The sequence below is a fragment of the Ligilactobacillus murinus genome (genome assembly GCF_003288115.1).
Classification (GTDB): Bacteria; Bacillota; Bacilli; order Lactobacillales; family Lactobacillaceae; genus Ligilactobacillus; species Ligilactobacillus murinus.
This window is the reverse complement of record NZ_CP023565.1, coordinates 1,941,478-1,965,810: the sequence shown is the minus strand read 5'-3', so window position 1 is coordinate 1,965,810 and position 24,333 is coordinate 1,941,478. Positions and strand designations below refer to the sequence as shown.

Here is a 24,333-nt window from a genome sequence, read left to right as displayed (position 1 = left end):
ATTAATCACCAAATTCTTGCTTAACTGTGGTCAAAGCAGCTGAGATCACTTGATCCATGTTGTAATAACGATATTGTCCTAAACGTCCACCAAAGATCACATTTTGTGCTTCTTGTTTAGCTAGCTCTTGATATTTAGTGTAAAGCGCGTTGTTTTTCTTATCGTTGACGGGATAATATGGTTCGTCACCGCGTTTCCAATCAGCAGGATATTCCCGGGTTATAACGGTCTTATTCTTATCACCTTTACCAAATTCAAAGTGCTTATGCTCAATGATCCGCGTATATGGTGTTTTGGCATCAGTATAGTTAACGACCGCATTACCTTGGTAGTTATCAACGTCTAAGTTTTCAGTCTCAAAACGTAAACTGCGATATTCTAATTCACCTAATTTGTAATCAAAGAATTGATCGATCATCCCAGTGAATAAAACTTTATCGTAATCACTCAAATATTGGTCTTTGTCATCAAAGAAATCGGTATTTGTTTTGATGGTGATGTTGTCATGAGCTAACATCTTTTCGACGATCTGAGTATAGCCACCAACTGGGATCCCTTGATAATCATCATTGAAATAGTTGTTATCGTAAGTCAAACGCACAGGTAAACGCCGAATGATAAAGGCTGGTAATTCAGTTGCCTTACGCCCCCATTGCTTTTCAGTATAACCCTTGATCAATTTTTCATAGATATCGGTACCGATCAACGAAATAGCTTGTTCTTCCAAGTTTTCTGGTGTCTTACCATTCAAAACAGCACGTTGTTCATCGATCTTTTCTTTAGCTTCTTTAGGTGTGACTACTCCCCAAAGCTTATTGAAAGTATTCATGTTAAAAGGCAAGTTATAGATCTCACCATTGTAATTTGCTACTGGTGTATTCGTATACCGGTTAAATTCAGCAAATTGGTTCACGTAATCCCAAACTTTTTTATTTGAAGTATGGAAAATATGTGCTCCATATTGATGCACTTGGATCCCATTGACTTCTTTTGTATAAATATTTCCTGCTAAGTGATCACGTTTTTCGATCACTGTAACTTCATGGCCACGCTTAGCCGCTTCATTGGCAAAGACAGCCCCAAAAAGTCCTGCACCAACAACTAAATATTTAGACATAATATGTACTCCTCCAAAGATATCTGATTTATCTTGTCTAATTAAACAAAAAGCCGTCACAACGACGGTAATTCCTTTTGCATTATACCACAGAAAAAAAACTTAGCCTACTTTCTTATAAAGTAGGCTAAGAAATTAAGAATATTTGGTATCTGATACTGTAGGTAAAACCGCCAATAAAGCTAGTAAACTGACATTATAAGATACATGCCAAAAATGATGATTGACCGCCATACTCAGGGCTATCAATAAAACTGCGATCGCTAAGCCATAATATTGCTTTTTGAACGCGCGATAAAGCAAATAAACTAGCAAGCCTAACATAAACAATAAAAAGACGATCCCAAACATCATTAGTGCTTGAACATACGCAGAATCGATAAAGTAATAGACTACAAAGCCCCTTGGATCTCCATTGCCATTTTGATAGATATATTGGCCAAACAAGTGGATCGGGTACTTTTCAAATGCCATTTTTCCAAATAACAACCGCCTTGATAACCAGGCGTCAAGTTGCGCATAAAATGGATCATAGGGGTCAAAAAAATATGTTAGCAATAAGTTTCCAAAAGCATAGATACCTACGAGCGCACTTGCCCCTTTAACACCGATAAATTTAATGGCTTTAAAAACTGGTCCTCTAAAATACATCACTAACACCAACAACAGCATCAATACTGCATCTAGTCGACTATTAGTGATCGCGAATATCAAGATCGCGATCAATGCCATAAAACCGATCTCTTGACGTGAGAAAATAAAATCCCGTACCAATGCAAAAGCAAGCATCAAATAGAAAACATGCGCTGCTAGATCAGATGGCGTCGCTAGCCCTAAACCGGCTCGGATCACACCTGCACCTTCACGCCACATGATATTATTAGGCACAAGCCCTAGGACCGCAGCTGCATAGATCAATAAGAGCAACGAGAGGACGACCAAAATATATTTATTTAAAATTTGTTTAAAATCTATCCCATATGCCCCAATGATAAATAGATACATAAAAAATGGATCCAATTCATGTGCTTGCTTACAGACGATAAACAAAAAGCAAGCCCCAACTAAGATCGCCAAAATCGTATTGAATTTATGGTGATCAAAAAATATGATCTTGCAAAAAACCAATAATGCTGCTAATTGTGATAGACGTAATAAAGCAACGATCGCACCTAGCCCTAACGCCCGTGAAAGTGTCGTACCTGCCATAAAATTAACGATCAAATACAGACTAAAGCAAAACATATAGAACTGATTTCCCAGGTTATCTTTGTGTAACGCTAATTTTTCAAGCACCAGACAGCCTCCTAACTATTCTTCTTTAAAGGCCCAAAATCTTTGGCCTAAATAATTCAAGCCCACAAAAAAGACCGATCCAGCCAACATTGCTACATTATTTTGCACATGCGCATCAAAGCCACTAAATAACCACACGGCAAGTGGTTTAGCGACTCCATAAGCGATCAGATAGCATACAGTGATATTTACAGTGAACTTGATCACTGTCGTTAAACTTTTAGATTTATTTTGGAATGTAAAATGCTTATTCAAAAAATAACTCAAAATACTGCCAAAAATATAATTCGAAGCTGACGAGATCCAGTAGCTAAGATGGAAAAAGTTATAAAAAACAAACATGATCCCCATCCCAAAAGCAGTATTTACGATCCCAACTATAATAAATTTTAGCATAGTGGCATCAAATAGATTTTTCAATTTATTAATGATAATTATCAGTCCTTATTTTTTAATTTATTAATCTTTTAAAGATCACATACAATTCTAGCACGACACAAATCTTTCACCCATAGCCTAATAATATCTATAATTTAAACTGAATTTTCTTCAAAAACGTCATTTTCTCAATACTTTAGATAAATTCTTAATAATAACTACTAACAATAGAACTATCCATGTAGTTAAACTTACAAATATAGATAATTTATCCGCCATTGACTTCCTATATCTTACCGTTATTGGAGCAGAATTTGTATTTTTCACTTCAATCATTCCAGTCTTACTCTCACTAGATAGCAATTCCTTTTTCCCTTGATATACGTGAAGATTCTTATAATTAGCAATCGGTAAAATAACTACTTTTTGATTTTTTAAGGTTTTATCCTCATATATAAGACCGTCTGGAATTGATTTTATTTTTTGTAAATTCACTTTTTTCCCAGCGACCGTTGCTTGATGATAAAAGATATCATCGAGATGCTCGACCGCTTTTTTAGGATTATATTGATCTAAATTCCAATAATAAACTCTTTCTTTATCCCCTGCATAGACCTTACCATCAATGAAATTGTCATCAGTTGTTGAAGCTGGGGAACTTATAAACTGTTTGACCCCTGAGTACCAAGTTCCTAACATTATTACTGTTGCCACTCCAACTGTTGCTATTTTATAAAATCTAGGATCAAACTTCTTTTTGGGTAATACTCTACTAAAAAGCTCCCCACCAACAAAAGATAGTAACACTGAAGAAAACGCCGACAGTCTGAATGGAAATTGGATCACCTTAATAGGCGTACGCATCATTATTCCCCAAGGAAAGACACTTGATGATACAACAAAAATAACTGAACCGATCACTAAGCTAATTTTTGAAACTTTACTTAGTTTACTAAAATAGATAAACCCAAAAAACATTACTAGCAAAAGTATGAGTCCAATACTATATATCCCTGTTCTTTCAAAGGTATTTGATAAAGAATTAAGAAATATTTTATCCAACGGAAAAGCTGTTGCAACTAAATCAAGCGGGGCAGGTTGATCGTATTCTTGGTATAACTGTTGTTGCAAAAAAGGTACTAGATAAATAGCAGAACTAGCCATAAATAAAATTACTGCATAGCAACATCTAATAAGTCGTCCTTTTTTATCTGACATCCAGTAAAAACCAACAAAAAATAAGATAGCCATGATCACAACACATAAAAGAGTGCTTAGTACATGAGATAGTAGGATAAATGATAGACCTATTCCCAAATAAGGCCAATCTTTTTTATTTCCAAACATAATGGCATACAAACCATATAAGGCTAGTGGTATAAACACCATTGCTAAATATTCACCTAAGGCAAAGCGAACAAAGGCATCGACAGTACGATAGGTACAAAAACCATATATGATCGCACTAATAAGTGCTACATCTTTTTGATGACAAATCTTATTAACTACTAAATACATAAAAAACATCGACAGAAAACTATAAAAAGCAAAGCCCACATAAATACCATTTACCGTACTATGCAAAATAAGACTTGCAATAACAAAAGGATACAATGTGATCTGTGGATAAAACGATCCCAATAAAAAGCCAGTTTCCCTGTAATTATATGTGTATAGCTGTGGAAAATAATTTCTATGCGATATATTGTCAGCTAATTCCCTTATTCGATTGATATGATAGACCAAATCATCTCCAAAATAAAGTTGATGTTGTGCATATAGTGGAAATACAAATATCACACTAAGCAATAGCAATAGTACTACGATTACTATACTATCACATTTTTTCAATATTTTTTGCATTCTATTAACTCCCTTACACATATAAATCACTATCATTTTTTCTCTTTGATGATATAAACAGGTCGATTTTTGACCTCAGTAAAGATCTTACCAATGTACTTACCCACGATCCCCAAACAAAACAGTTGGATCCCGCCAATAAACAGCATGATACAGATCGTTGATGCCCAGCCACTAGTTGGATCCCCGTGAAGTAGGTAACGGGCAATGATAAATAAGATCCCTAGCCCTGAGATAACTGAAGAGATAAAGCCGATAAAAGCAGCAATATCCAATGGAAATTGTGAAAAATTCACGATCCCATCGATCGAATATTTAAATAAGCTCCAGAAATTCCAGCTAGTTTCTCCAGCGACACGCTCTTGATTTTCATAGTTTAAATATTTCGTTTTAAAACCGACCCAGCTAAAGATCCCTTTTGAAAAACGATTATACTCACTCATTTCAAGGATCGCATCGACCATTTGCCGTGTCATCAAACGAAAATCCCGCGCCCCATCAACGATCTCAGTATCAGAGATCTTATTGATCAATTTATAAAACATTCGTGCAAAAAATGAACGGATCGGTGGTTCACCGGAACGATCGACACGGCGCGTTCCGACACAATCATAGTCGGTAGTTTCTAAGATCTCAAGCATCTGCGGTAACATATCTGGTGGATCTTGAAGGTCAACATCCATCACGGTCACGTAATCGCCAGTAGCTTCACGCAAACCACAATACAAGGCTGCTTCCTTGCCAAAATTACGTGAAAAAGAAACGTAGTGGACATGTTCTGGATCTTTGACCTGTAATTTTTGCATCTCATTTAAGGTGTTATCCGTGGAACCATCATTTACAAACCAGTATTCTAATTCAATATTCTTTAATTTACCCTTTATTTTTTCGACCGCTTCATAAAATAGCGGTACTGATTCTTCTTCAAAATAACAAGGTACAATGATCGATAATTTTTTTGTCATTATTTTCTCCCTTGACTACCCTTTCTCGTTAAATACCAAGTACTACTTAACAAAATAACGCCCATTAAGGTTAACAAAGCACCCAATTTCAAGTGTACTACATGATATTCCATTGTAATATTATTTCTTCCTTTTTCCAAGGGAAGTGCCATTAGCGTATCATCTAACAATTTAGGCATAACTTCTTTTCCATTTAGCTTTATTTTCCACCCGCTATCATATGGGATCGTCGTCTGCAAGTAGTGATCAGCTTGAGCATTTTCTACCACAAAATTAGCCTTACCATTCACTACCTTAGCCTTGACATGATTACTTTGTTGCTTGATCTCAGTCGTTACTTTATCTAACTGATCTAAATTCAACAAATATAATTGTGGTGCATGAAACGCATTTAGATCATTTGTCTGAAGTTCAACATAGCCTTGGCTACCCGCAGTTGGCACATAAAATACACTTGGTGAAAGCCACGTACTATACACTTGTTGAAGCTTACCGTTTAGATCTAATTTGGTTCCATCAACGCCCCAATTCCAAGGAAGCGAACCATACACACTATAATTACCTTGTGGGAGCTTAAATTCATAGCGGATCCCTTTAGGCGTCACTACTTGCGTATATGACAGGGGTTCAAAGAGTTTTACTGGCTCAGCCATCGCTTTAGTATAAACTTCATTTAGATATTCAAATGGCCCTTGTCCTTGAGACGCTTGGGCTACTCCTTTAGTTATAAATCCTAATGGCAAGGCATATGGATCTTGATAGACATCTTTTCCAGCCGCACTAGGCAATGATACTTTTTCCAATCCCTTGATCGGATATGGTGAAAGAACATATTTCACGCCTAAAAATGCATCTGTCGGCAAGATCGATGTGTTAACGACACTTATCCGCTCGCCCTCGGTTCGATATCCCATATCCGCTAATGTCTTCAACTGCATCCCACTTGGGCTTGAAATGTATGACGCTAGTGACCAATAGTTAAAACCATAAGCTTCATTATAGTTGGCCGTTATATTAACGTTAATATCTTCGCCTTTAGCTTTCGTCTGACTGATCCGATAGAGCGCAGGATCATATTCTTTTAACGCAGCGATCTGTGCTTGTTGTTGCTTGACATAATTTTGGTAGCTACTGACCTCACTAAACATATCTTTTGTCAACAGATATGTGTTATAACTAAGTTCACTACCGACCACTAAACATAGCGCAAGCACTATATATTTTTGATAACGTTGTAGTTTGCTACTTGTTAACAAACATAAGCCCAAGACTAGTGCTCCTAAAAAAATACCGCTTTGTCCCCAACGTATTCTGGGCTCTTTAGGTAAGACACACCACGCAACGACCGCTAAGCCGCAGATGATGATAGTAGCTTTGATAAGCGGACGCCAACTTTTTTGCGAAGTATTTGCCCATTTTCCAAAAAATAAACTTGCCATAAAGATCAAAAATAACGAGCCTACATATGAATAACGATACCAGTAACTCGTAGCATCTTTAAAGAGCGAAAATACCATAAACAGCGGTTGCCAGTAATACATCAATAATGAGATGACCAAGAAAATGCCTAAAACTAGCTTTTCCTTGATTTTAAAGCTCTTGCTAAAAAAGAGTGCTACCGCCCCCACCAGAACTAAACTTCCACAAAAAAGCGAAACTTTGGTCGGTGAACTTCCAGCGCCTAAGGTATAACCCAGGACAACTGATAACATGTTGCCTCTAAAAGTATTGGTCACCAATGACCAATCTAAACTTGAGCGTGATTGTTGGCCCATTGACGTCACTGTTGGCAAAAAGGTAATTGCACTGAGCAATATTCCGCTGAGCATTGCCCAAGCATAGACCATGCTTGATCGTCCAATTTTTTTCAAACTGGTATTTTCAGCTAAACATAATTCTAAAACTAACCATCCAAAAGAAAATAAGCAATTTATCGCCCCAACAAGACATCTTTCCAGTAGGCAAAAAAGTCAAGATACTGGATCGATGCATCCATGATAGCTAGCGATTTATTTCCAAATGGCGCAAAGCCAGTGATAAATAAAATCGTATTTAACAAGACGAATGCTAAAAGAAAAATACTCAAATATATTCTACTTTTTTTTAATGTGTGTAGCATTTTCTCACCCCTACTATCGCTAAGCCACCCCAGCTCAACAGTGCTATAAATAACATACTGTAGTATATTTTACTCATTTCATATCTTGTCGTTATTTTATAAGTGCCCTGATTTAGTTTTAACATTACCGTTCCACGTTTACTTGTTTCATGTGAAACATTTTTACCGTTCACATATACCTTTGTTCCCGGATAAACGATAATTGGTAGATCAACAGTTGCCTTTTTCTTGAGCGCAACTTGATATGTGATCTCATTTGGGGCGACCACTGGCGTTTTTTCAATAACTTTTTCACCTACTTTTACATGATGCAAAATTATACTTTGCGCAGCAGGATTAGTAGTGATGTAGTTATTTGCAAATGATCGTTTGGGGTAGTAATCTGTTTCGCCATATAAAACTAAGTAGTCAAACAACAATTTGTAATTTGCGTGATCCAAAACAGCACCTTGTGGGACGGTCGCAAATCTATCGTCTGTTTCACGTAACATCACGTTAGGATCAGGATCACTTATCCGATCTATCATTAAAGTTACCGAGTTAAAATAGAGTAAGCTAGCCACACTCACTACTCCTAATAAAGTAACTATGCGCTGATATTTCTTTTTATTGTCAAATAATCGTGTCACCATCAACGACAGTACAATGGCCAAGAAAAATGAAGAATACACACTGAAACGATATGGGAATTGGATCACTTGTAAAAATGATAAACTCTCAACTCTTTGCAGTACACTGTAAGGAAATAGACTCGTTGAAAGCACTATAAAAGTCAGACCAAGCGCATATATGATCCGTTCACGGCGATCACTTTTAACAAAATACCACCCAAATAACGCTGCAATTAGTAACGCGATCCCGATCCCACGATTCGTTGCACTATTTTCCAGCGAAGCAGCCCAAAATTCTTGCATCGTATATTGAAAACTAAACCCTGGCAACGGTGTCCCCAAATCACTCTTCAAATAATCTGTAATAAATGGATAGATCATCCAAGCGCTCAACAGTAAAGCTAAGCCTACACTCTTAGCTAAAGCTGACCATCTCGCTTTATCTGGTATTCTTCCACATATAAGGCTTATTATAAAGATCACAGCCATAATAGCTACTGCCATTACTGTACTTAATAGGTGACTATAAAGCAATAAAGCAACGCCCATACTTAATAGCGGCCACTTTTTAGCATCACCAAAAACCACCTCATAAAAACCATACATTACAAGTGGAACAAATGTATATGCAATAAATTCTCCAATAACATAATTTTTCAATCCTAGGTATAAATGATACGCTGAAATTGCATAAAAGATAGCAAAAATAATCGCCCGGATCCTACGTTGTGAAAATTTAAACATTACATAGTAGGCTATGGCCATGGTCAAAAACATTACTAGACCATACCAAACATAAAATGCTCGAAGTGGATCAAAAATAAATCTTAATGTAGCCCATGGATAAATAAAGACACTTGGATAAAATAGGAATGAACCGACTCCACTATTATGAAACGTATGTGTTGCAATAAAAGTGAAGAAAGATCCCTCTTTTAGATTACGATATATCTCTTCGACCCTTGAAAAATGAAAACTTCCATCTGAATCGATCCCTAGACGCCCATTTATGTAAAAAGTAATAGTAAATAAGATACTTAAGCCGATAAATAATCCAACGACCAATATTTTTCTTATCCATAGATCGCGTCTTTTACGCGTTGATTCATCCACTAAAATTCCTCCATTATCTAAGTATTTATCCTAGATATTATACCATCAAATGAGTTGCTTTAAAATTTATCTTGCACGATCAAAGCTTTAATGGTATTCTAACCTTATAAAGCTCACGGAGGTTGTTACCATGAATTATGATATTAGTACACAAACTACAGCAACCACCACCTCAACCACTACTATGTAGGCTGGTTGGGGCTATTTGAGATAATAAAATGTCAATTACTAAAGCTAACTGATCAGCAATATCACCTAACAATAAATGTTACGTCGATACCGCTTTTTAGTTAGCTTTTTTGTATAGGACAAAGAAATGGGGATTTTTTATGAGTAAGGATTCACAAGAGCAGCCAAAAAATCATTTAAATCGGTCGCTCACGTCTGGTCAGATGGAAATGATCGCCCTTGGTGGTACGATCGGGGTCGGGTTATTTATGGGTTCGACTTCCACTATCAAATGGACTGGTCCATCAGTTTTACTAGCTTACGCCTTTGTTGGGATCGTCTTATATGCAGTCATGCGTGCTCTAGGTGAAATGATCTACATCAAACCTGGGACTGGTTCTTTTGCTGACTACGCTACCGATTATATCCACCCACTTGCAGGCTATTTAACTAAGTGGAGCAACATCTTTCAATATATCGTTGTTGGGATCAGCGAAGTCATTGCGGTCACTCAATATTTGAATTACTGGTGGCCTAATCTTCCTGATTGGATATCTGGGTTAGTTGTCGTGATCACACTAGCCTTGGCTAATCTAGCCTCGGCCAAAGCTTACGGGACTTTAGAGTTCTACTTTGCCTTGATCAAAGTCGTCACGATCATCTTGATGATCATTATGGGGCTAGCCGTGATCTTTCTTGGCTTTGGAAATAACTGGCAACCCTTAGGCCTATCTAACTTATGGGCTCATGGTGGCTTTTTCCCTGGTGGCTTTAAAGGCTTCATGTTCTCACTTTCGATCATCGTTGGTTCCTATCAAGGGATCGAACTTTTAGGGATCACAGCCGGGGAAGCGGCTAACCCTAAGCATGCGATCGTCGCAGCCGTTAAATCGATCGTTTGGCGCATCTTGATCTTCTATATCGGAGCGATCTTTGTGATCGTAACGATCTACCCATGGGATCAACTAGCTGCGATCGGTTCTCCATTTGTTGAGACTTTCTCTAAAGTCGGGATCGCTGGGGCTGCCGGGATCATCAACTTTGTGGTCTTAACAGCTGCGATGTCAGGGGCTAACTCTGGGATCTACAGTTCTAGTCGCATGCTCTTTAAACTTTCGCTCGACCATGAAGCTCCTAAGATCTTCAGCAAGTTATCTAAGCACGTGGTTCCAAACATTGCGATCTTAGCTATTTCAGGGGGGATCTTACTAGGTTTTATCTTGAATATTATTTTGACTACCTTGAACAAAGATACCGCTAACCTATTCGTTGTTGTTTACAGTTCTAGTGTCTTACCCGGGATGGTACCATGGTTTGTGATCTTGATCTCAGAATTGCGTTTTAGACGCCAAAATACTCATGAGTTAACGGATCATCCGTTCAAGATGCCACTTTATCCGTTCTCAAATTACTTTGCGATCATTTCGCTTGTTGTGATCATGCTCTTTATGTTCATCAATCCAGATACCCGCGTATCAGTCTCTGTCGGAGCTGTCTTTTTACTCATCTTGACGGCTATTTTCTTTAGTAAAAACAAGAAAACTAAAGCTTAAATAAAAAGCCAAAATTTCTAAGTTAAAAAGAAAGAAATTTTGGCTTTTTTGCGTACTTTATTTTATGAAGGTACCTTTTAAATATTGTTCACCAGCCGTCAGATCATACTGAACGAGTTTATAATCTTCTAACAGCTGTCTTTGTTCTTTAGTCAAGTTATTTTTAGCCACTGCTTCACCATCTTGTGTGAGCAACTGCATATTAGTATTGTAGTTATTGATCGTATTTTCAGTGATATCAAGTGTCAAAACCGGTAATTTTTGCCAAACATCTGTCAAGAGCGCATAGTACGGAGAAACTTTTGCATTGACTTGAGCTGAAACCAACGCAGGAAAAGCAGTCGGAGAAACTAATTTCGTCGCTTTAGTTAGATTTTTAGCTCCATGTTGTCGTGCATAAGCATTAGAATAGATAAAATAATCAGTCTTATGCAAAGCTAGACCATTTTGCTTCATATCTACAGTTGGGTAGATCCCTGGTAAATGATCACCATAAAAGACAAAAGTGATCGGCTTTTTAATGTGTTCGATCTGTTCGATAAACTTTTGGATCACTTGATCACTATGGTAAAGTCCCATCGAAAAGTCTTTGACCATATTTTGGACACCTTCGTCTTTGGCAGCTGATCCTGTAGGCGTGAAGCGTTCGGAGCCATCATAATAATTATTATAGTATGGGAAATGATTTTGCATTGTCACTAAATTGATAAATAGGCCCTTTTTAGCTTGTTTTATCTGATCTAAAGTATTAGCAAATGCGGTTTCATCTGAAAGATATGGACTTCGATCGATCTTTTTTTGATGTTTGATCGAATATTTGCTCCCTAGATACATAAAGCGATCAAAGCCAAACTTAGCATAAACCTCGGGCCGACTATAATAAACCCCAATATAAGGATGGATCGCTACAGATTCTGGAAAATAGTTAGCTATTTTTGTTGAGGAACTAGCTGTGTATACGGAGTCGGTAAGGTCGGTGAGAAATTAGCTAAATTCAAACCAGTCAAAGCCATATATTCCATATTGGCAGTTCCTCCGCCGTAGCCCGAACTGATCATATATCCTGCTGTTGTTTGTTGCTTTAGCTTTCTAACATTTGCGATCGGATCTGCCGGCAAACTTATTCCGGGAACTTGAGTTGGGTCAGCAAAACTTTCACTTAAACCAAAGATCACGATCTGATCTTCTAGTGTATTTAAGCGAGTTTGATCGATCTGTTTAGCCCGTTTGATATAGCGTTCTTTGATCTGTGCCATTTTTTTAGCTGAATAATCAGCTGGTCTTTCCATGACTTGAACATCCAGATTATTCAAAAATTGTAATACTGGTCCATTTTTTTGTGCACCTGCAAGTTGATTATAAAACGTTGGATCATTGCCAGTTTTTTCCATGAAAATATGCACCAACGAATCTTGATGATTCAAATATAGTATTCAGAGATCGAATATCCAGCATCTAAGAAACGAAATACTCGATAAATAGTTTCAGCACTACGTTTTAAGGTTTTAGCTACAATATAGGCTTTAACACCTTGATTCCAAAAATTTTGTATGAAGGACAGTTCGCTTATGGTAAAATGATTATAGGTCATTTGTGATTTTCCTTTACTTTTGTTTGTCGATACTCAAAAGTCTATCACAAATGGCTTTTTATTTTTCTAACTTAATTTTACAAACTGCGTAAACAAAAAATACGGCGCAAGCACAGAGCTCACGCCGTATTCATTATTTTAAATCAAATTAACCTTTATGTTCTTTTTTCCAGAGACCTAAGACCACACCTGCAATGATCGAACCGATCGCAACGGATGCGATATAGCCAAGTGGGTTAGTTGCTAATGGCGTTACCCAGAAACCACCGTGTGGCGCTGGTACGGAGACATGCCAAAGCCCAACTAAAGCCCCACCGATCGCAGAACCCAAGACACACGATGGGATCACACGACCTGGATCAGCTGTAGCAAATGGGATCGCACCTTCTGTGATAAATGAGAACCCTAAGACCCAGTTAGAGATACCTGCACGGCGTTCTTGTTCTGGGAATTTATTAGGGAAGAAAGCTGTTGCGATCGCTGTAGCAAATGGTGGGATCATCCCGCCGACCATAACTGCCGCCATCAAGGTCGCAGCTACAACAGATTTAGGATCGTTAGCAAATGCACCAGAAGCAAAGACATAAGCAGCCTTGTTGAAAGGACCACCCATATCGATCGCCATCATCCCAGCTAAGACTAAGGTAAGCACGACTAAGTTACCTGTTCCTAAGTGGTTCAAGAAGTTTGTGATCCAGATGTTGATCGTTGAGAAGATCGGATTGATGATAAAGTACATGATCAAAGCGATGAACAACAAGCCCAAGACTGGGTAGATCAACATTGGCTTCATACCTTCGACACTCTTAGGTAAGTGAGCACAAAGTTTCTTTAGGCCGACCATCAAGTAACCTGCGATAAAACCAGCTGCGATCCCACCTAAGAAGCCAGCTGCAGATTTAGCATCAGCCATCACATTAGCGGTGTACGCCCCGCCAAATGAACCACTGTAAACTGTTGCCATGAAACCACCAACAAACCCTGGCATCAAGGCTGGACGATCACCGATAGCTTCAGCGATGTAAGCAGCTAAAACTGGAACCATGAAAGCAAATGCCATATTACCAGCATTGTTCAAGAAGATGAAGGCTGGTGACTTAGCCCCACCCATGTATTGTTCGACGATAAAGGAGACCGCCATCAAGATCCCACCACCGATAACAAATGGTAACATGTGGGAGATCCCGTTCATCAATTGTTTATAGATATCGCCCCAAACAGAACCGGTCGAGTCGCTTTCTTCAGTTGCATCATTAGCACTTGCATGAAAGACTGGTGCTTTATCTTCTAAAACTTCATTGATCAATTTTTCAGGATCTTTGATCGCATCGGTAACTGGTTTGTTGACCAAGTTCTTGCCATCAAAACGTGCCATTTCGACTTTCTTGTCGGCAGCCACGATAACACCCTTAGCGCGCTTGATCTCATCAGCTGTCAAACGGTGCTTGATACCTTCAGAACCGTTTGTTTCAACTTTGATGTCAACGCCCATCTTATCAGCTTGTTTTTTCAAATTTTCTTCCGCCATGTAAGTATGCGCGATCCCGTTTGGACAAGCTGTTACAGCTACGATGTATGGACGAGAATCATCAGCTGGTTTGTTAGCAGCTGCTTTTTCACGTTCTTCTTGCGCTTTATTTTCAGCTTCCTTTTGCGCAACTGCTTTAGCAAAGATGTCTTGGACCTTTTGTGGTGTGTCAGCTGCTTTCAAAGCATTGACTACATCTGGGTTCATCAAAACTTGGGATAAAGCTGCTAAAGCTTGTAAGTGGGTATTATCTCCACCTTCTGGAGCTGCGATCATAAAGAATAAGTGCGCTGGTTGGCCGTCCATTGATTGGTAATCGACCCCATTGACACTGCGCGCAAACATTACAGCTGGTTTCTTAACTGCTGTATCGTGAGCATGTGGGATCGCGATCCCTTCACCCATACCAGTTGAGCTTTCAGCTTCACGTTTTAAGATATCTTTTTTGTATAATTCTTCGTCGTCAATGATGCCTTTAACAAATAAGTTATGCACCATTTCATCGATAACTTCATTTTTGGTCGTAGCCTTAAGATCCATGATCATAAGGTCGGTCATCAATAAGTCACGAATGTCCATGTCTTACACTTCCTTTTTAATTATTTATATTCTTCGATCTCGATCATTGGTAAGATCTCATTGATCTTTTTAGCATCAGCCAAGTCTTCAGAAAAGGCTGTCGCAGACCCACAAGCTAATCCATAACGGAAAGCTTCGAGTGGATCTTTAGTCTTAGCGTATGTTCCTGTAAAGCCACCGATCATAGAGTCACCCGCACCGACTGAGTTGATCACGGTGCCTTTTGGTGCATATGAACGATAAACTTTATCTTTAGTGATCATCAAGCCACCATCGCCTGCCATCGAGATCAAGACGTGTTGAGCGCCCATTTCAAGTAATTTCTTACCGTATTTAACGATATCGTCAATGCTATTTAGTTTTACACCAAATAATTCAGCTAATTCATGATTGTTAGGTTTGACCACTAAGGGATTTTCTGGCAAAGTCTTCAGCAAACTTTCACCAGTCGTATCGATCACAAATTGGGCACCCTTTTGACGAATGACTTTGATCAGATCAAAGTAAAAATCATCACTCAAACTTGGGACTAAACTTCCGGCAAAGATCACCACATCATCAGCGGTCAATTTATCGAATTGCGCTGTAAAGGCTGCGATCTCTTCTTTAGTCAATTCAGGTCCGCGTCCGTTGATCTCAGTTTCTGCTTGGGCTTTGATCTTAACGTTGATCCGCGTATCAGCTTTGATCGGAGTAAAGTTCGTCTTAAGTCCTGTCTTTTCTAAACTTTCTTTAACAAATTCACCGGTAAAACCACCTAAAAAGCCCCAAGCTGTATTATCCAAGCCAAGTTCTTTCAAGATACGGGAAACATTGATCCCTTTGCCCCCAGGTAATTTATTGTCGTAATCCATTCGGTTGACTTCGCCTAAAGTTAGTTCATTTAACTGGACGATATAGTCGATCGAAGGGTTGACAGTTACTGTATAAATCATCAAAAATCCTCCTGAATCGTCGTTTGTTCGCAATAACGCGCTCTCACTGGTTGTGAAAGACTGCTGGTAATGATCGTTGCTTGCGAAAGTTCAGCTACTTTGACAAAGGAAACATTGTCAAACTTACTTGGATCAGCCAAAACAAAACATTCTTCGCTTTGTTCTAACGCTGTTGTCTTGACAGCTGCCTCATCGGGATCAGGCGTGGTGAACCCATAACGAGGATGGATCCCATTGATACCCAAAAAAGCTTTATTAAACCGTAATTGTGTCAGCGAACTGACTGCTTTGACACCAATAATTGCTTTAGTAGTATTTTTCAACTCACCGCCGACCAAGATCGTACGCACGTTTTGATCAGCTAATAGCGAAGCATGCATAACTCCATTAGTCACAACCGTCAGTTCTGGCTTATTTAAATATGGGATCATCGCTAAAGTCGTCGTTCCCGCGTCCAAGTAGATCACATCTTCAGCTTCGACTAACTTTGCAGCTGCTTGGGCGATCGCCTCTTTTTGAGCCGTATTCTTCGATGCTTTGCCACTCATATCAAGTTCACGTTGGAGCGAATGCTTGATCTTGGCACCACCATGCACTCGGATCAACAAGCCCTTTTCTTCCAAAAGCTGAAGATCGCGCCGAGCCGATGACTCAGAACAATTAGTTTGTTTGCGGATCTCTTTAAGTTTAACGACATTATTTTCCTTTAACATCTGCAAAATATGCTGTTGTCTTTCCTCTGCAAGCACTTTCATTACACCTCCCAAATTATAATATCATCTAAATCAGCAAAAATCAATCATAAAAAGCCAAAAAACGTCATTAAATTCCAAAAAAATTTTAAATATATATTTAAAAAATGCCGTTTTCTATTTAAAAACGGCATTCTATTTACAATTATTTTAAATTATATTCGGTCAAAAACAGTCATTAATTCTTAAAACTGTGGATCGGGGCTGGGATCAAGCCACCACGAGCGATCATCGTAGCACTTGAAGCTTGATTGTATGGCATGATCGGAGCATGTCCCAATAAACCGCCAAATTCAACTTGGTCTCCGACTTTTTTACCTGGAACAGGGATCACCCGTACTGCGGTCGTTTTATTGTTGATCATCCCGATCGCAGCTTCATCGGCGATCATCGCACTGACAGTTGTGGCTGGAATATCACCTGGTAAAGCGATCATATCCAGCCCCACTGAACAAACTGCTGTCATGGCTTCTAGTTTATCCAAGGATAATGTTTTTGCTTCAACAGCAGCAATCATTCCCGCATCTTCAGAAACTGGGATAAAGGCACCAGATAATCCACCTACATGACTGCAAGCCATGATACCGCCTTTTTTGACTGCATCATTTAACATCGCCAAAGCCGCCGTTGTCCCATGAGTCCCGACTTGAGCAAGACCGATCTCTTCTAAGATCTGTGCAACTGAATCACCGACCGCTGGCGTCGGGGCCAAGGAAAGGTCCACGATCCCAAACGGTACATTTAACCGTTTGGCTGCTACACTACCGACTAATTGTCCCATCCGTGTAACTTTAAAAGCTGTCTGTTTGATCGTTTCTGCCACTTGATCGAGTGGTTGACCTTTAACATGTTCTAAAGCAGCTTTAACGACACCAGGCCCTGAGACCCCGACATTGATCACGACATCCGGTTCACTGACCCCATGAAAACCACCCGCCATAAAAGGATTATCCTCGACTGCATTACAGAAGACGACTAATTTAGCGTTGGTCATATAATCTAATTTAGCAGCCGTTGTGATAACTTCCCCCATTTGTTTGACTGCATCCATGTTGATCCCACTCTTGCTGGAACCGACGTTGACTGAGGCACAGACCAAATTCGTTTGTGTTAAAGCTTCAGGCAATGAGGCGATCAAGGTTTGGTCTCCTTTAGTCATCCCCTTTTGAACAAGCGCGGAAAAGCCGCCGATAAAATCGATCCCCAATGTTTGAGCCGCCTTATCCAAAGTTTTAGCGTATTTGACGTAATCTTTATCTTGACTAGCCCCTGCAACTAAAGCGATCGGTGTCACCGCCACGCGTTTATTGACGATCGGAATCCCATATTCCATCTCGATCTGCTCAGCCGTTTTGACTAGATCTTTAGCTTTAGTAGTGATCTTATCGTAGATCTTTTGGCAAGCCACATCACTGGCGCTATCAATGCAATCCAGCAAGGAGATCCCCATGGTAACGGTGCGGACATCGAGATTTTGGTCAGATATCATGTGGATCGTTTCTAAAATCTTATCAAATTCCATGAACTTCCCTCCTATAGTTGATGCATTGCGCGATAAACTTCTTCATTGCGCAAATTGATCTCAACTTTCAAGTTCTGCCCCAATTCAGCAAGTTTAGCTGAGATAAGTTGCAGATCGCTTTGTTCTGGAACTTGGACCGCCATCATCATAGTAAAATGCCCTTCTAAAATAGTTTGACTAATATCGAGAATATTGATACCTTGTTCAGCCAAAAAGCGACTGACTTCAGCAACGATCCCGACCTTATCTTGACCAACAACAGTTAATATAGCTTTCATTATGTATGCCCCCTATATATAACAGTGCGGAGAAATGCGGGAAGCTCCGTAGAAATAACGGTAGCTCAGTCATGAGGTGCTTTTTGCCTCGTGACTGAGTTATTGTTATTTCCTAGGAGTTGCATTTCGTAGCACGACTACTATAACAGTGCGGAGAAAATCGATTTGCACCGTACGGATAGCCTAGAATAGACGATGATGTGCTTTTTGCATCATTGTCTATTCGTAGCTATACGCTAGGTGCTGATTTTCGCAACACGACTACTACTACAGTGCGAAAGAACACGGGAAGCTCCGTAGAAATAACGGTAGCTCAGTCATGAGGCGCTTTTTGCCTCGTGACTGAGTTATTGTTATTTCCTAGGAGTTGTGTTCTGCAGCACGACTATAACAGTGCGGAGAAAATCGGTTTGCACCGTATGGATAGCCTAGAATAGGCGATGATGCCGGTTTTGCATCATTGTCTATTCGTAGCTATACGTTAGGTGCTGATTTTCGCAACACGACTACTACTACAGTGCGAAAGAACACGGGAAGCTCCGTAGAAATAACGGTAGCTCAGTCATGAGGCGCTTTTTGCCTCGTGAGTGAGCTATTGTTATTTCCTAGGAGTTGTGTTCTGTAGCACGACTACTACAGTGCGGAGAAATGCGGGCTTTGCCGTATGGATAACGGTAAGGAAAGTTTGAGGCGCTTTTTGCCTCGTGCTTTCCTTATTGTTATCCACTAGGCATTGCATTTCGCAGCACGACTACAAACCAATAGTTACCAAACGACACCTTAACTATATAATTAACTTACCTTAAGTGCAAGAAATTACTTAACCTGGAAAATATTTTCTTTTACTTGATATTACATGCAATTACATGTAATATAGATTGAGCATTTATATGCATCTGCATGCAATTTATTAGTGAAAGGACTTTATTTATGGATAACATTTCTAAAACGATCGATCCTAAGATCCGCCTGATCGTTACTGTACTACTTTTATTTTCTGGATTTGTCAGTCTAGCTAGTCAAACGATGATGATCACTGCACTACCCGTCATCGAACATGAGATGAATGTCTCATTGACTCTAGTTCAATGGCTCACAACAGGGTACACTTTGATGGTCGGGGTCATCACGCCGCTTTCATCTAATTTGTATGAAAAATTTAAAAAGCGCAATATCTTTTTGGCTACGATCGCGATCTTTATCTTAGGGACTTTGATCGGGTGCTTTGCCACTGATTTTTGGCTCTTGCTACTCGCCCGCTTGGTCCAAGCATGTGCTAGTGGGATCTTGATGTCATTTCAAATGACAACGATGATCTCGATCTATCCCATCGAAAAACGGGGCACGATCCTAGGGATGTCTGGGCTAGTTATCGCTTTTGGTCCAGCTATCGGACCGACACTTTCCGGTTTGATCGTTAACACTTTAGGGTGGCGCTATATTTTTATCTTAGTTTTACCGATGATGTTACTGGTTTGGTCGATCGGTTTTTTTGCCTTTCCTAACTTCTCTGAACCTAAAGACATCAAGATCGACTTTATTTCCGTGGGTCTCTCCTTGCTTGGTTCAGGATTGACTTTAGCAAGTTTGACCTTCTTTCAAACTTCTGCTTTACAAGGTTGGATCATGTTAGTTTTGGGGCTAGCGATCCTCTTCATCTTTGTTAAACGCCAACTTCGCCTCAAGCAACCGATGCTCAAAGTTCAACTCGTCAAAAATCGCTCATTTAGATTGATGACTTTAGTGGGGATCTGTGCTTTCATGGTCTTACTTGGGACTGAACAAATGCTTCCGATCTTTACACAAAATGTTTTACACCTAAATAGTATGGTCTCTGGGATGATCTTGTTACCGGGGGCGATCGCTAATGCGCTTAGTGCAGCTTTAGTCGGACGGCTTTATGACAAACATGGTCCTAAATATTTGATCATTTCAGGCGGGATCTTGATGTTGATCGCTGCGATCCCCTTTGTCATGATCTCTGAGACTACACCGGTTTGGCTCTTGACAGTTGCTTATATGCTTCGCATGATCGGAAATGCCCTCGTATTTTCCCCAGCGATGTCAGAAGCCTTTGTTGACGTTTTACCTGATGAAGTCAGCCATGCTACCGCACTTAACAATAGTTTACGCCAAGCATTTGGTGCTTCATCGATCACCATCTTGATCGTTTTATCCAATATTCCAGCGACATTTACCGCCGGGATGCGTCTTTCCATGTGGGTAACCGTCGGCTTGGTCTTATTGATGTTGACTTGCTTTGGGCTCTATTTACGAAAGGATGCCTGATCATGGAACCACGAATCGATAAATTAGTTTCAATTTTTAATCACAAAATGCGTACCGAACTCAATTTTCAATATGAAAAGATCGGTCTCAGCGCTAAAAATTATTTTTATCTTGAAAAGATCGCCGAGACTCCTGGGATCAGTCAAGCTCAATTCATCAAGATATTACACCGTGATCAAAGCGTTGTTACCCGCCAGATCAATAAATTAGTGGCCGATGGTTGGATCAACAAACGTTTTTCCGATAATGACCATCGCCGCTCAGAATTATTTTTGACTTCTAAAGGTGAAGCTATCTTGCCTAAGATCAAAGATATCTATCGTCAAGTCAATCAAAATTCGCTGGCTAGTTTGACTGCAAGTGAAGCTAAAGTATTTGGTGACTTACTAGATAAAGTGACCACCACCTATCAACCGCATAATTCGACAGAAGTATGAGCCATGCCATATAATAGGGATAAAAACATATGAGGTGTGCACAATGAAAGTTCACATGACCAATATTTACGGGATGACTAAAAATAGTGTCGCTCAGATAGCTCAAAATATGACATCTCAATTTGGAAAACAACTGGGCTTTAACGAGATCGGCATTTACAACTATCCTGTTAGTGTTGATAGCCCAACTGAACTTAGCAAGCGATTCGACGGTATGGTCGCTTCTGTAAGCAATAATGATATCGTCATCTATCAAGCGCCATCTTGGAATACGATCGAGTTTGATCACGCCTTTGTCGATCATCTCAAACGCTATTCTAAGTTGAAATTGATCATCTTTATCCATGATGTGCCGCCACTGATGTTTGCTGAAAATCGCTACTTGCTACCAACATTTATCGATTTTTACCAAAAAGCCGACCTTTTGATCGTGCCTTCTGAACAGATGTATCATTTTTTACGAGAAAATGGCCTGGCAGAGAAAAAATACGTTGTGCAACACATGTGGGATCATCCCTTAGATGCTAATATGCTTTATGACACCACTGAGATCAAACGCTTAAATTTTGCGGGCGACCCCACAAAATTTACATTTGTTCAAGACTGGCAACATGATACTCCCTTGCATTTATTTGCTTCCAAAAAACCTACAGCAACTGACTTGAACCTTATCTATGAAGGCTGGCTCAATGATGCCGAGCTTTGCATCAAGCTTTCTAAAAATGGTGGTTTTGGTTTGGTTTGGAATGATGGTGGCTATACACAAGAATATACTTCCAAATATATTTCCTATAAATTAGGTACTTATCTGGCTGCAGGTCTACCCGTCATCATTCCGTGTGGCATCTCAAATGAAGAACTGATCAGCAAAAATAATCTTGGTTTTGCAGTTGATTCGATCACCGAAGCTTTAGAAAAATTAGAGCGCCTCACCCAAGAAGAATATCTGCAATACAAAAATGCCGTTAAAGAATTTGCTCCACTGCTCCAACAAGGTTACTTTACTAAGCAAGCCTTAGTTCAAGCAGTTTTTGAAGTTTTACAAGCCTAAATGAAAAACAAGCTTTCCTGGGGAATTATTTCCCAGGAAAGCTTATTTTTTATTCATTTAAAAGCGTAAGCGATACAGACTAGCTGGTCGTCCCGGCCCACGCTTATTTGCCTTTCCGATCTCTCTAAAAAGTCGCTGGTGGGTCTTTTTAAAGTTCGAATTATCGATCTCATGAAAACTAACGCCTAAAAACGGGGCATACAAACTCCGCGCTTCACGCAAAGTAAAGGCTTCGCCCAAGATCCGTAAGATGTCTGGTTGAGTATCCAACGAGTGGCGAATACGCAGACAAGCCTTCTTCAAAACATAATCGTTGACTTGGTAGAATTTGTTTTTTCGCAAGCGTTTTTGGTAATACTCAGCCTCGGTATCAACTGTTGCCACCGCTAATTGTTTCTCACCTTTAGTGAAATAATAGTGGCTATTTAAGTTTTCTAAGGTAAATAGTTCCAAGGTCGAAGTCATCATATTCGGAAACTCCGGTAGATAAGTCATATAGACCATTGTCACTAAGCGTTTTCCATCAACTACTCGCTTAGGATCAGTCAATGTCTCTAATTGTTCAATATTTTTAGGTGACACAGTCTGTCCCGTCAACTCATGTGTCAATCTGATCGTCGCATCAAGGACATCCTCATCCTGAATAAGATAAGTTTCAGGTAAAGTCCAGTCACCCTCATCTTTTAATATCACCTTCACTTGGTTGGTCTTGCGATCAAAACACCAAATGATATTGAGCAACTTTACATCAAATGGGATAAATGTTCTATTGATCTTCATTTTTTAGCAACTATCTCGAATAAAAGTATAGCTTTTCCTTTCCTAAATTATCCTGGTGTGTCCATTTTTCCTGTTAATCAGAAGCCAGCTTGTTATAATATAGCTAGCTAAAACGAGGAGGAAAATAACTGTTAATTAAAATGCATTAAAATATAATCAAATATGATGTAATATCTACAAGAAAGATAAAATGTGAGGTAGATATTAAAACCAAAATAAATAGCTGAAAGATCGGGCGTTACTGTTTTAACCCTACAACGCTGGGATAACAATGGGACTTTAAAAGCTTATTGTGCTCCCATGCTAAAGGTGTTATTCTTGATGAAACAATTACTAAAAGAAGTAATGGATAATCAAGTTGACACAATCTTTATTACCTATAAAGATTGATTTATCCGCTTTGGTTATGACTGGTTTGAAAGATTATGTAAGATGCACAATACGGAAATTGTAGTGTTAAACAACATTGAAACTAGTCCTACTCAAGAAATGATCGATGATATGATAAGCATTGTACATGTATTTTCTTGTCGTTTATATGGTTTACGCAAGTATAAAAGTAAATTGAAAGCTGATAAATACTATCCAAGCACACAAAGATGTTCTGATTGCGGTCATATCAAGACTGGTGATGAAAAAATTAGTCTTGATGGTAATCAAAAACATAAAACTAAGCATAACGAATATATCTGTTATGAATGTGGTGCGATCATGGATCGAGATGAAAATGCCGTAGCTAATCTTTTAGCTTTATTAAACTAGAAAATATAACGGGGTGGGCTACACCCTTAAGCTATCTGAGCTAGTCAATGTCATTACCCTCTTGTTAGGATATGGGAACACTAGCGTTGACGGTAGTAAATAAAATTTAGGAAAGGAAAAGCTATATTTCTTTCTCAAATGTAATCATTTGAGATATTTGATTACGTTTGTTCATATTTTATATAGCAGGAAAATATCGATGTTACATCTAATACCAAATGATCTGCCCCAAGCACTCGAAAAGTTAGCTTGGCTAAAAGCAAATGGCTATAACACAGCTACCAGAGAAAGTGTCATCAACGACATGACGCAAGATGGTGTCCAAGATATGCTCGACACAGCACTTGAGGGTCCATATTGGGGGACCGCGTGGGAAAAGCCCGATATGATCTTAACGATTACGGGAAGTCTGGGAGAAGAGATCGCCAAAGTTTATCCGCGAAAAGGATTTGAGACCTTTTCACAAGATCTAGCAGATAATGATCTGCTCTACTGGCGTAATTTATCGGCTCAAGTCAGTGGAGCGATCGGCAACGATTAATAGCGATCACCGTTGATGATTTTTAACCATAACATATTCCACCTTGCTTAACCAGTACTAGGATACAAGTTTCATATACCCATCTGCTTACATTGCTGGTATACC

At 39.3% G+C, this 24,333-nt stretch carries 21 protein-coding genes and 3 pseudogenes; 7 read left to right on the top strand and 17 right to left on the bottom strand.

Annotated elements, in window-relative coordinates; genetic code table 11:
• Position 1: 1 nt before the first annotated feature.
• From glf to CPS94_RS09540, 8 genes are all read right to left on the bottom strand, one after another.
• Entirely contained in the window at positions 2-1,117 is a 1,116-nt protein-coding gene (gene glf / locus CPS94_RS09575) for a UDP-galactopyranose mutase (RefSeq protein WP_112194036.1), read from the bottom strand.
• Positions 1,118-1,252: 135 nt separating this feature from the next.
• Positions 1,253-2,413, bottom strand: a complete 1,161-nt coding sequence (locus tag CPS94_RS09570; protein ID WP_112194034.1) for a hypothetical protein — start codon at positions 2,411-2,413, stop codon at positions 1,253-1,255.
• A 15-nt stretch (positions 2,414-2,428) separates the two neighbouring features.
• On the bottom strand, positions 2,429-2,809 hold the full coding sequence (locus CPS94_RS09565; RefSeq protein ID WP_112195911.1) for a GtrA family protein: 381 nt from the start codon (positions 2,807-2,809) through the stop codon (positions 2,429-2,431).
• 162 nt (positions 2,810-2,971) lie between these two features.
• Entirely contained in the window at positions 2,972-4,654 is a 1,683-nt protein-coding gene (locus CPS94_RS09560) for a hypothetical protein (RefSeq protein WP_112194032.1), read from the bottom strand.
• Between the two features lie 32 nt (positions 4,655-4,686).
• Complete coding sequence (locus CPS94_RS09555) at positions 4,687-5,619, bottom strand: glycosyltransferase family 2 protein (protein ID WP_112194030.1); 933 nt, start codon at positions 5,617-5,619, stop codon at positions 4,687-4,689.
• Positions 5,619-7,553 carry a YfhO family protein gene (locus tag CPS94_RS09550; protein WP_238145415.1) on the bottom strand — a complete coding sequence of 645 codons (1,935 nt, stop codon included), beginning with the start codon at positions 7,551-7,553 and terminating at the stop codon, positions 5,619-5,621. The genes CPS94_RS09555 and CPS94_RS09550 overlap by 1 nt, the downstream gene beginning before the upstream one ends.
• Positions 7,550-7,738, bottom strand: a complete 189-nt coding sequence (locus CPS94_RS09545; protein WP_112194026.1) for a hypothetical protein — start codon at positions 7,736-7,738, stop codon at positions 7,550-7,552. Before CPS94_RS09545 ends, CPS94_RS09550 begins: the two co-directional genes overlap by 4 nt.
• Positions 7,723-9,462, bottom strand: coding sequence for a glycosyltransferase family protein (locus CPS94_RS09540; protein ID WP_112194024.1), 1,740 nt, complete (start codon positions 9,460-9,462; stop codon positions 7,723-7,725). The genes CPS94_RS09545 and CPS94_RS09540 overlap by 16 nt, the downstream gene beginning before the upstream one ends.
• Before the next feature lie 329 nt (positions 9,463-9,791).
• On the opposite strand from CPS94_RS09540, the gene CPS94_RS09535 reads away from it, so the two are divergent.
• Positions 9,792-11,183 (top strand): amino acid permease, encoded by a 1,392-nt coding sequence (locus tag CPS94_RS09535; RefSeq protein ID WP_112194021.1) that lies wholly within the window; start codon positions 9,792-9,794, stop codon positions 11,181-11,183.
• A 57-nt stretch (positions 11,184-11,240) separates the two neighbouring features.
• Here CPS94_RS09535 and CPS94_RS11660 read toward each other — a convergent pair whose 3' ends face one another.
• The 8 genes and pseudogenes from CPS94_RS11660 to CPS94_RS09500 form a co-directional block, all read right to left on the bottom strand.
• Positions 11,241-12,074, bottom strand: coding sequence for a sulfatase-like hydrolase/transferase (locus tag CPS94_RS11660; RefSeq protein WP_238145414.1), 834 nt, complete (start codon positions 12,072-12,074; stop codon positions 11,241-11,243).
• Positions 12,075-12,112: 38 nt separating this feature from the next.
• Positions 12,113-12,574, bottom strand: coding sequence for a sulfatase-like hydrolase/transferase (locus CPS94_RS11655; RefSeq protein WP_238145348.1), 462 nt, complete (start codon positions 12,572-12,574; stop codon positions 12,113-12,115).
• 35 nt (positions 12,575-12,609) lie between these two features.
• Positions 12,610-12,774, bottom strand: a pseudogene (locus CPS94_RS09525) (IS30 family transposase); the annotation flags it as partial.
• A 148-nt stretch (positions 12,775-12,922) separates the two neighbouring features.
• Entirely contained in the window at positions 12,923-14,881 is a 1,959-nt protein-coding gene (locus CPS94_RS09520) for a PTS fructose transporter subunit IIABC (RefSeq protein WP_112194019.1), read from the bottom strand.
• A gap of 20 nt (positions 14,882-14,901) precedes the next feature.
• On the bottom strand, positions 14,902-15,816 hold the full coding sequence (gene pfkB, locus CPS94_RS09515) for a 1-phosphofructokinase (RefSeq protein ID WP_112194017.1): 915 nt from the start codon (positions 15,814-15,816) through the stop codon (positions 14,902-14,904).
• Positions 15,816-16,565, bottom strand: coding sequence for a DeoR/GlpR family DNA-binding transcription regulator (locus tag CPS94_RS09510; RefSeq protein WP_305775237.1), 750 nt, complete (start codon positions 16,563-16,565; stop codon positions 15,816-15,818). The genes pfkB and CPS94_RS09510 overlap by 1 nt, the downstream gene beginning before the upstream one ends.
• Before the next feature lie 181 nt (positions 16,566-16,746).
• A complete protein-coding gene (locus CPS94_RS09505) occupies positions 16,747-18,090 on the bottom strand; it encodes a PFL family protein (RefSeq protein ID WP_112194015.1) in 1,344 nt (447 codons plus the stop codon).
• Positions 18,091-18,101: 11 nt separating this feature from the next.
• Positions 18,102-18,368 carry an ACT domain-containing protein gene (locus CPS94_RS09500; RefSeq protein WP_112194013.1) on the bottom strand — a complete coding sequence of 89 codons (267 nt, stop codon included), beginning with the start codon at positions 18,366-18,368 and terminating at the stop codon, positions 18,102-18,104.
• A 930-nt stretch (positions 18,369-19,298) separates the two neighbouring features.
• On the opposite strand from CPS94_RS09500, the gene CPS94_RS09495 reads away from it, so the two are divergent.
• Genes CPS94_RS09495 through CPS94_RS09485 form a run of 3 tightly spaced genes read left to right on the top strand, consistent with a single transcriptional unit; the run spans position 19,299 to position 22,145 of the window.
• Positions 19,299-20,657, top strand: coding sequence for an MFS transporter (locus CPS94_RS09495; RefSeq protein WP_112194011.1), 1,359 nt, complete (start codon positions 19,299-19,301; stop codon positions 20,655-20,657).
• A 2-nt stretch (positions 20,658-20,659) separates the two neighbouring features.
• A complete protein-coding gene (locus CPS94_RS09490; RefSeq protein ID WP_089135777.1) occupies positions 20,660-21,094 on the top strand; it encodes a MarR family winged helix-turn-helix transcriptional regulator in 435 nt (144 codons plus the stop codon).
• Between the two features lie 43 nt (positions 21,095-21,137).
• Positions 21,138-22,145 (top strand): sugar transferase, encoded by a 1,008-nt coding sequence (locus CPS94_RS09485; RefSeq protein WP_112194009.1) that lies wholly within the window; start codon positions 21,138-21,140, stop codon positions 22,143-22,145.
• A 57-nt stretch (positions 22,146-22,202) separates the two neighbouring features.
• Here CPS94_RS09485 and CPS94_RS09480 read toward each other — a convergent pair whose 3' ends face one another.
• Positions 22,203-22,925: an NrtR DNA-binding winged helix domain-containing protein gene (locus CPS94_RS09480; protein WP_112194007.1), complete on the bottom strand. Its 723-nt coding sequence runs from the start codon at positions 22,923-22,925 to the stop codon at positions 22,203-22,205.
• A 219-nt stretch (positions 22,926-23,144) separates the two neighbouring features.
• On the opposite strand from CPS94_RS09480, the pseudogene CPS94_RS11880 reads away from it, so the two are divergent.
• From CPS94_RS11880 to CPS94_RS09470, 3 genes and pseudogenes are all read left to right on the top strand, one after another.
• Positions 23,145-23,225, top strand: a pseudogene (locus CPS94_RS11880) (IS607 family transposase); the annotation flags it as partial.
• Positions 23,226-23,306: 81 nt separating this feature from the next.
• A pseudogene (locus CPS94_RS11875) lies at positions 23,307-23,687 on the top strand (zinc ribbon domain-containing protein); the annotation flags it as partial.
• A gap of 199 nt (positions 23,688-23,886) precedes the next feature.
• Positions 23,887-24,228, top strand: coding sequence for a hypothetical protein (locus CPS94_RS09470; RefSeq protein WP_076149646.1), 342 nt, complete (start codon positions 23,887-23,889; stop codon positions 24,226-24,228).
• Positions 24,229-24,333 lie beyond the last annotated feature (105 nt).

Bases quoted from the DNA above. Each gene is read 5' to 3' on its own strand.
- glf (WP_112194036.1), bottom strand. From the start codon at position 1,117: ATGTCTAAATATTTAGTTGTTGGTGCAGGACTTTTTGGGGCTGTCTTT.
- CPS94_RS09565 (WP_112195911.1), bottom strand. From the start codon at position 2,809: ATGCTAAAATTTATTATAGTTGGGATCGTAAATACTGCTTTTGGGATG.
- CPS94_RS09560 (WP_112194032.1), bottom strand. From the start codon at position 4,654: ATGCAAAAAATATTGAAAAAATGTGATAGTATAGTAATCGTAGTACTA.
- CPS94_RS09555 (WP_112194030.1), bottom strand. From the start codon at position 5,619: ATGACAAAAAAATTATCGATCATTGTACCTTGTTATTTTGAAGAAGAA.
- CPS94_RS09545 (WP_112194026.1), bottom strand. From the start codon at position 7,738: ATGCTACACACATTAAAAAAAAGTAGAATATATTTGAGTATTTTTCTT.
- CPS94_RS09535 (WP_112194021.1), top strand. From the start codon at position 9,792: ATGAGTAAGGATTCACAAGAGCAGCCAAAAAATCATTTAAATCGGTCG.
- CPS94_RS11655 (WP_238145348.1), bottom strand. From the start codon at position 12,574: ATGGAAAAAACTGGCAATGATCCAACGTTTTATAATCAACTTGCAGGT.
- CPS94_RS09520 (WP_112194019.1), bottom strand. From the start codon at position 14,881: ATGGACATTCGTGACTTATTGATGACCGACCTTATGATCATGGATCTT.
- pfkB (WP_112194017.1), bottom strand. From the start codon at position 15,816: ATGATTTATACAGTAACTGTCAACCCTTCGATCGACTATATCGTCCAG.
- CPS94_RS09505 (WP_112194015.1), bottom strand. From the start codon at position 18,090: ATGGAATTTGATAAGATTTTAGAAACGATCCACATGATATCTGACCAA.
- CPS94_RS09500 (WP_112194013.1), bottom strand. From the start codon at position 18,368: ATGAAAGCTATATTAACTGTTGTTGGTCAAGATAAGGTCGGGATCGTT.
- CPS94_RS09495 (WP_112194011.1), top strand. From the start codon at position 19,299: ATGGATAACATTTCTAAAACGATCGATCCTAAGATCCGCCTGATCGTT.
- CPS94_RS09490 (WP_089135777.1), top strand. From the start codon at position 20,660: ATGGAACCACGAATCGATAAATTAGTTTCAATTTTTAATCACAAAATG.
- CPS94_RS09485 (WP_112194009.1), top strand. From the start codon at position 21,138: ATGAAAGTTCACATGACCAATATTTACGGGATGACTAAAAATAGTGTC.
- CPS94_RS09480 (WP_112194007.1), bottom strand. From the start codon at position 22,925: ATGAAGATCAATAGAACATTTATCCCATTTGATGTAAAGTTGCTCAAT.
- CPS94_RS09470 (WP_076149646.1), top strand. From the start codon at position 23,887: ATGTTACATCTAATACCAAATGATCTGCCCCAAGCACTCGAAAAGTTA.